Raw genomic sequence first — 6,692 nt, forward strand, 5'->3', positions numbered from 1 at the left:
ATGCTGAGCGATCGCCAAACCAATTCCACCGCTGGTTCTGATGCTGTGATAGCTAGAGCCACTGCCTTGGATATGGGGAAGTCGGTAGTCCGAGGGATAATCTACGACTTAGAAAACGAACAACCAGGAAGTGTGACCCGCTCCTATGCTGGTGCCAGTGAAATCGTGCAACCCTTGGAGTCCAGATGGATTGCTGTATCTGGAATCCCTAAGTACAAATTATTTGGGGAAATCGGTAGCCAAGGATTATCCAATAATCAAGGACTGGCAATGAGAGCAGAGTGGGCGCTGCTGGTGCAGAACTTCACGCAGACATGGCAACCTAGTCTGCGATCGCTTCTTAAGCTGGCATTCTTGGCAGAAGATACCCCCAGTACCGATATTCCCAAATTTCAACTGACCGCCAACTATGATCTACAGCTAACAATCTTGGAGAAAATGGAGCTAGAACAAAAAGCAGCTACCCGCTCCAAGACTTTGGTAGATATGGGAGTGGTTAAGCCTGAAGAAGTGCGGACTGGGTATGAAGGCTCAACTTTTAGTCCCGATATAGTTTTGTCCATGTCACCTGACAAAGGTGTGACACGGCAAGACGGGAAAGACGTGCTAACGGATAAGGAGTGGGAGGCGATCGCTAATATCTCTGCTTCAGATTGGATTCAAGTGGCAAGTGAGGTGTTGGATGTAGATAAAAGTGTTAAGTAATATTAAATTGGTTGTCGAGGGGTTTCCCAGGGAATTACCATAAAACAAGCGGGTGAAAAGTTAACGACACTTCACCCGCTCAATGTCCCAGATTTAAGGAACATATGGATTTTAACTTAACTGCGATTGAATTTCAAATAGCTTCTGAGGTACGGGTCAACTCTGAAGGCAAAGCAATATTTTCGTTGAGGAGCGCTGCGATGTTGGCTGGTGTTTCTCACATGGCGCTCTCTCAGGCTTTTTCGAGTGGAAAGCTAGAGCCTAATAAACTTGCTCAATTCCTTATGCAGCAGGGGTTTGAGGGTGGAAAGCTAAAAGATTGGGCAATCAACGGAATACCTGATTTAGCGGTCGGCTCAATTATTGAGTACTACGCCTTTGAAGCAGGTCGGTACAATACCGAAACCGCTCGATTAGTTTTCCGCGCTTTTGCCCGTATCGGAATTCGGACTTACGCTCACAAACTCACTGGCTATGACAAGGTTGAGTCTAGCTATGAAGTTTCTCTGCAACAGCTCCTGGAGGGGCAAGTACCAGCAACCCCTACCAAGTACAGCCCGAAGTATCACAAAGCTTTCTGGGAAGCCTTGGAACGGTGTTATGGACTCAAGCAGGGTCAGCGTGCTTGTAGCCGCTTTATTGCTTGCTATATCTACGGGTACTTACCAGTGGAAGTGCAGGTGCGCCTCAACGAGGTCAACCCAACCCAAGAAGACGGTAAGCGACTGCATTACCAACACCAGCATTTAGAAGACGTGATGCTACAACTCGTTCTCAACCGAATTGTTGTAGTTACAGCCCTTCTGGACGCAGCCGAAAATCGGAAAGCTTTCAAGAAATTAGTTCGACGAATTCCTCAAATTCGCTTCAACCGCAACAACGTCAAGCTACTCAAAGGAGCAAACTAATGGAAGACCCAAAAGTTATTTGCACCTTCACCTTGAGACTTGATTCTCAACTGAAAGCCAAGATTAAGGCGATCGCCAAGATGGAACATCGTAACCAACAGGCACAAATTATTCACTTCTTAGAAGCTGCTGCAAAAGAATATTTCCGAGAAAATTAATCCCGTACAGGATTAACAGGACGACGTGACTACGGTTGCGTCGTTTTTTTTTGCAGTAAAATAGAGAATGCCGCGTACAAACAACTATGTCCGCAATTGTTGCGAATTGGAATTATCGGGTTGACGTACTTCCGGACATTTACTATGATGTTCGCGCTCAGAGATGGTTGTACCGCGACACCAAGAAGTATGCTTCACTTGCTGCTGTACAGTATCAGGCAAAGAAATACTTAGAAGAACAAAAGAGGTCACTTGTACTACTTGGTTCGGAGTACAGTTCTGGTAAATTGGGATTGAGGGAATTCCAAGAACAATTAGGCGATCGCCTCAAGAAAATCCATCTCACTCAAATGATTGGAGGATTGGGCAAACAAGAGGACGTGACAGCCGAAAGATTCCTATTGGTAGGACGAAACCTCAAGGCTCAGTACTACGCAGGGAAAGACCAGTTAACGGGGGAAAGCTTCGGACTAAAATACCTAGTACAGGACTTACTTGCAGGAACGGTTAGCAATAGACAATTAGCGGCAAGACTGGGGATGTATGCCGAGTCTGGCACAGTTAGCTATTGGTCAGTCAAGACTGATATAGCCAAGGAAAAATACACCCATGCAAGAAGGGTGCTGGGGAAAGTCCATCAACACTGTGGGGAATGCCTAAGCTATGCTGGGAGGGGATGGGAGGCGATCGCCAACATAATCTTGCCTACCGTTGCCTGCTCCTGTCGCTCTCGTTGTAAATGTTCTTTAATTTTTGGGACTTTGAAAGATGTACAGACTTGATGCCTACTCAAAACTCCCTTGGGAGCAAAAAGCCGACGGTAGATTCTGGACGCACATTACTTTGGGGGAGGTGGGTGTACCACTGAAGTACTATTCTCGTGACTCTAAGGGTTCAGTCCTGCAACGGACTGAAGTTGTGACAGAGGAGGGATTGTTCAATGATGAGTCGGTGCGATCGCTTCCGGGTTTGCCCATTCTTCTAAAGCACCCCCCATCAAAGACTTACAGACTCAATCAAGACGGGTTAAAAGTCGGCACAGTATTAAGCAATATTGCCAAAGAAGATGGAAAGTTAATAGCCGAGGTGGTTATAGATGATCACCGTGGGGTAGAATTGATAACAAAACTGCTTTCTAGGGGCTTGACACCGGAAGCGAGTAGCGGATATTTGCTTCGGGATTTGAAGCAAAGGGAAGATGGGATTTACGAGCAATTCAGAGGGAGCTATGATCACGTAGCCGCGCCATTGATGCCCGGTGGTGGGAGAGGCGGACAGGATTTAGTTCTCCGTTTTGATTCTGAGGATGCCGTAAGTCACTTGCTATTTGATTTAGGAGGTGTCAAAAAGAAAGTGAAAGATATAATTGTCAGGCTTGACGAAAAAGAGCAGATCATCCTAAAGGACGTACCAGAGGATGTTGAGGAGGCGATCGCCAAACTCCAGTCCCGATGCGATACCCTGCTTTCTGATCTAGAGGGGGTAGAAGAAAGGATAGAAGAATTAGAGGAAGAGAATGAGCAGTTATCTGGCAGACTGGATGCCAACGATATTGGGATAGAAATTCAGGCAAGACTGGATGCATGGGAGGAAGCTAGAGTTCTGACTCCAGAGCTAAAGGTGAATACGGCTCTCTCGGTGGAAGAGATCAGGAAGTCGGCGATCGCCCTTCTCAAGCCCAATCTCAACCTTGATGGAAAATCCGAGGGTTACATCGAAGGGATCTGGGAGGGTTTAAAGGAATCTAAATCCCGTACAGGATTAAAAAGTAAAACGGATGAATTCCTAGAATCTACAAGAAGCGACTCTGTAGAGAAGCCTAAATACGCGATCGCTTACGAAAATGCGCACAGGAGGAATAAATAATGCCAGCTTATCCGGACGGTTTATTGATAGACAAGCAATACCTCCCTGGTATGATTGTCACGACAGACAACGCTAAGATTTGGGCTTACGTCAGTGAAGTCAACGCAGTCCTCCCCTTTGGGCTGGGGGTAGTACGGGGGACGACTACAGAACACGCGCCACTCTCTATTCCCTCTAAGATTGGTGTAACGGGTACGGTCAAGCTGCCTAGCGCGGCAACTGACAAGTTTGAGGGCGTGACTTACCGTTCGACTACCTACGAAATCAGGGACGGATACACCAAGGATGCGAATGGCAGACTGGGATACCCTGCGAGAAGGGAAATCAGTATTGTCCGCTATGGGGTTGTGGCGGTTTTCATTGATTCTGCCGTTGACCGAGGCGATCCTGTATTTATGAGGATCACGGCAAGTGGGACAACGGGAATTGTGGGATGTTTCAGAAAGGACGCGGATACTGCAACAGCGATCGCCATTCCTGGCGCTTCCTTTTTGACTAAGGTGACAGCACCAGTCGCAGGGCAAATGAAAGTCGGCATTATCGATCTGAGGAGTGTCTAATGACCACAATGTATAATATGCTGACGCAGGTATTGGAACGCACACTAGAGGTGCGGTATCCCACCCTGTACTTTGAGAACGGGGAGTTAGTCCCCACGATGACTGATTTGCAACCGGGAATCAGGGAACTGCTTTATGACCGGATAACCGAACTCGGAGATGCGGACATTACGAATGACGCTGCTACCAACATCCCAGTTGTTGAGATCGGGACAGAGGAGGATCGGTATCCGGTATTTATGGTTGCCTCTGGTTTCCCCGTAAGCTTCCAACAGGAGCGAGCTTGGAGTCGAGCAAGGGCAAACGGGGATATCAACAGGTATCAGAGGTTAGTAGGTGCGGCTAGAAAGGCGATCGCTCAGCGCATTAATCGCTTTACCGCACTAGGTATTTCAACCCTCCCCAGTTTTCCGGGTTTCTTGACCAATCCTTTGGTTCCCTTGGATAACAGTAGTTTCAATCCTTATACGGCTGATTACCAAGCAACCCTAGATTTTCTCGTGGGATTATTGGAGAGTCAGACAGATAATTTCGTGTCAGAGGAACCGACTGAAATCCTACTACCTCTGAACATCTACAAGAAGTGGATGACTCTAATGAACGGACTGGGGTCAATGAGCTTGCGTCAACAGGTTGATGATCTGTATCCAGAGCTTGTGACTTGGAAAATTCAGGAACTGAGTGCCGCACAGATTGACGCGGCTGGTATCACCCGACCAAGTACCGGGAAAGACCGAATTATGATTTATCCCAAGTCGCCTGACATCGTTCATCGGCACATTGAACAGAAGGTTGCGGAAATGGTACCAGAGCAGTACCTGCGAGTTGATGGATTGCGCAAAATCTATACCCTGTTCAGTTGCGTAACCCCTGCAATCTTCGATTATCCCCAAGATTGTCGATATATCGATATCATGGTCAAGCCTTAATCCTGTGTAGGACTAAAACAATGATAGTAGAGTTTGCGATCGCCAAAACTGGATTAACTGGAGAAACCCACTACCTCAGTGGCAAGGATACCGAAGAGTGGCGAATTGAGTTGCGAGACGGATTGAATGACTTGAGCGACACTCAGTTAGCAAGATTGAGGTCATTCCCTGGAATTCAGTGGTATTTGGATGTAGGGGCGATCGCCTTCAGGGATGAGCCTGAAACTGCTTTTGGCAGACTTTCTGAATTGGAGCAATTGTATGAATCTCAGGGGTACAAGGCGATCGCTGATATTGCCTTGGGGTACGGCATTGCCAAACCGACTACTGGATGGAAGGAAGCGATTCCTTTAATAGTTGAGTATGAGAAGGAGTTGTAATGCCCACTCCCTTCGCAAACTCTGAACTTTGGCAACATGGAACCTTTACTTTTGTAGTGGCATCCTCAATTTCGACAGTTGATTCAAGGGGGAATAAGACTGGGACTGGGGAGGCGATCGCCCTCACCTTTAAGCTCAAACCGAGTGGGGGAAGTGTTCAGCAACTAGAAGAGTCGGATAAAGCAGTTGAACCCTACGAAGCTAAGCTAGTAGCAGTAAACGGTGACTACGAGAAGTTTGCCTTACCACTGGGAATAAAACAGGGTGATGTGGGAGACGGGGTTTTTCAAGGAAGGAAATGTAAAGTAATTGTAAAGGCGATCGCCCAATCATCCTTGTCCCCTTTGTTAGTTGGTATTCTCGGTAGTTCGGTTCGCTTAGAGTTGGATTACCGCATCCAGAGGGGGAGCGTGGCATGATCAAAATTGAGGTAACTCAAGACAAAACAGCAGCAATGCTCAAAAGCTTTAAGTCCAAGGTTCGGGATTTGTCACCTCCCTTGGAAGGATTTGCCAATTACCTCAAAAAAGAAACAGAGCAGCAATTTGAGCAAGAAAAAGACCCCGAAGGCGATCGCTGGGCTAACTTAGCTCCATCAACCCTTACTCAGAAACGCAGGCTAGGATATCCGGACAAAATCCTAACTAGGACTGGGAAAATGCGGAAATCTGTTCGGGTTGCGGTTTCTAATAGGAATTTAATATTTGCGATCGCCACTCCCTATGCCACCTATCACCAAGAGGGGACAAAGAAAATGCCGCAAAGAAAAATACTGGGGCTGACTTCAGTGCGACTTAATGAGCTAGGAGGATTAGTACGCACGTACATAAAAGGGAGAAGGTGATGGAGTTTGTAAAAAGGAGTCTGACGGGACAGTTTGATTATTTTCAGTCCTGTACGGGATTAAGATTAATCCGAAGCGACTACAATCCCAATCAGCCAAGAGATGCGCGCGGACGTTTTTCTAGAGGGGGAGGGAGTGGAGGAGGGGGAGGGAGAAGAAAGAGTGGGGGAGGAGGATTAGCGGACAAAAAGGTTTCCGACTTGCAAGAGATTGCCAAAAAGGAAGGGATTGATATCAATAAGCTTTCGTATAAATCTCGTAGATCTGTATTGGTATCGGCAATTGAGGCTCAAAGGAAAGGCAAGAGCCTGCGAGAAGCAGGATTGTTGAAGGCGACGAACA

At 47.1% G+C, this 6,692-nt stretch carries 10 protein-coding genes and 1 pseudogene; all 11 read left to right on the forward strand.

The genetic code is table 11. From position 1 onward, the window contains the following. Nucleotides 1-705, forward strand: a 705-nt coding sequence (locus ACRC32_RS25825) for a hypothetical protein (RefSeq protein WP_438556659.1), incomplete at its 5' end; no start/stop codon positions are given. 104 nt (nt 706-809) lie between these two features. Then, nucleotides 810-1,613, forward strand: a complete 804-nt coding sequence (locus tag ACRC32_RS25830) for a hypothetical protein (RefSeq protein WP_438556660.1) — start codon at nt 810-812, stop codon at nt 1,611-1,613. After that, on the forward strand, nt 1,613-1,771 hold the full coding sequence (locus tag ACRC32_RS25835) for a hypothetical protein (RefSeq protein ID WP_438556661.1): 159 nt from the start codon (nt 1,613-1,615) through the stop codon (nt 1,769-1,771). The genes ACRC32_RS25830 and ACRC32_RS25835 overlap by 1 nt, the downstream gene beginning before the upstream one ends. Before the next feature lie 86 nt (nt 1,772-1,857). Further along, on the forward strand, nt 1,858-2,553 hold the full coding sequence (locus ACRC32_RS25840) for a hypothetical protein (protein ID WP_438556662.1): 696 nt from the start codon (nt 1,858-1,860) through the stop codon (nt 2,551-2,553). Next, a complete protein-coding gene (locus tag ACRC32_RS25845) occupies nt 2,540-3,637 on the forward strand; it encodes a DUF2213 domain-containing protein (RefSeq protein WP_438556663.1) in 1,098 nt (365 codons plus the stop codon). The genes ACRC32_RS25840 and ACRC32_RS25845 overlap by 14 nt, the downstream gene beginning before the upstream one ends. After that, on the forward strand, nt 3,637-4,197 hold the full coding sequence (locus ACRC32_RS25850) for a structural cement protein Gp24 (protein WP_438556664.1): 561 nt from the start codon (nt 3,637-3,639) through the stop codon (nt 4,195-4,197). The genes ACRC32_RS25845 and ACRC32_RS25850 overlap by 1 nt, the downstream gene beginning before the upstream one ends. Further along, the gene (locus ACRC32_RS25855) at nt 4,197-5,126 is read left to right on the forward strand and encodes a major capsid family protein (protein WP_438556665.1); all 930 of its coding nucleotides are present in this window, start codon (nt 4,197-4,199) and stop codon (nt 5,124-5,126) included. The genes ACRC32_RS25850 and ACRC32_RS25855 overlap by 1 nt, the downstream gene beginning before the upstream one ends. Before the next feature lie 20 nt (nt 5,127-5,146). Further along, complete coding sequence (locus ACRC32_RS25860) at nt 5,147-5,506, forward strand: hypothetical protein (RefSeq protein ID WP_438556666.1); 360 nt, start codon at nt 5,147-5,149, stop codon at nt 5,504-5,506. Continuing rightward, complete coding sequence (locus tag ACRC32_RS25865) at nt 5,506-5,925, forward strand: hypothetical protein (RefSeq protein ID WP_438556667.1); 420 nt, start codon at nt 5,506-5,508, stop codon at nt 5,923-5,925. Before ACRC32_RS25860 ends, ACRC32_RS25865 begins: the two co-directional genes overlap by 1 nt. Beyond that, a complete protein-coding gene (locus ACRC32_RS25870) occupies nt 5,922-6,350 on the forward strand; it encodes a phage virion morphogenesis protein (protein ID WP_438556668.1) in 429 nt (142 codons plus the stop codon). The genes ACRC32_RS25865 and ACRC32_RS25870 overlap by 4 nt, the downstream gene beginning before the upstream one ends. Then, a pseudogene (locus ACRC32_RS25875) lies at nt 6,350-6,692 on the forward strand (hypothetical protein); the annotation flags it as partial. The gene ACRC32_RS25870 and the pseudogene ACRC32_RS25875, both read left to right, overlap by 1 nt.

The sequence above is a fragment of the Chroococcidiopsis sp. genome (genome assembly GCF_051657925.1).
In the GTDB taxonomy this organism is placed as follows: domain Bacteria; phylum Cyanobacteriota; class Cyanobacteriia; order Cyanobacteriales; family Chroococcidiopsidaceae; genus Chroococcidiopsis.

Excerpts from the sequence above, each read along its gene's own strand:
- ACRC32_RS25850 (WP_438556664.1), top strand. The coding sequence starts at position 3,637 with ATGCCAGCTTATCCGGACGGTTTATTGATAGACAAGCAATACCTCCCT.
- ACRC32_RS25840 (WP_438556662.1), top strand. The coding sequence starts at position 1,858 with ATGTCCGCAATTGTTGCGAATTGGAATTATCGGGTTGACGTACTTCCG.
- ACRC32_RS25870 (WP_438556668.1), top strand. The coding sequence starts at position 5,922 with ATGATCAAAATTGAGGTAACTCAAGACAAAACAGCAGCAATGCTCAAA.
- ACRC32_RS25865 (WP_438556667.1), top strand. The coding sequence starts at position 5,506 with ATGCCCACTCCCTTCGCAAACTCTGAACTTTGGCAACATGGAACCTTT.
- ACRC32_RS25835 (WP_438556661.1), top strand. The coding sequence starts at position 1,613 with ATGGAAGACCCAAAAGTTATTTGCACCTTCACCTTGAGACTTGATTCT.
- ACRC32_RS25855 (WP_438556665.1), top strand. The coding sequence starts at position 4,197 with ATGACCACAATGTATAATATGCTGACGCAGGTATTGGAACGCACACTA.
- ACRC32_RS25830 (WP_438556660.1), top strand. The coding sequence starts at position 810 with ATGGATTTTAACTTAACTGCGATTGAATTTCAAATAGCTTCTGAGGTA.
- ACRC32_RS25860 (WP_438556666.1), top strand. The coding sequence starts at position 5,147 with ATGATAGTAGAGTTTGCGATCGCCAAAACTGGATTAACTGGAGAAACC.
- ACRC32_RS25845 (WP_438556663.1), top strand. The coding sequence starts at position 2,540 with ATGTACAGACTTGATGCCTACTCAAAACTCCCTTGGGAGCAAAAAGCC.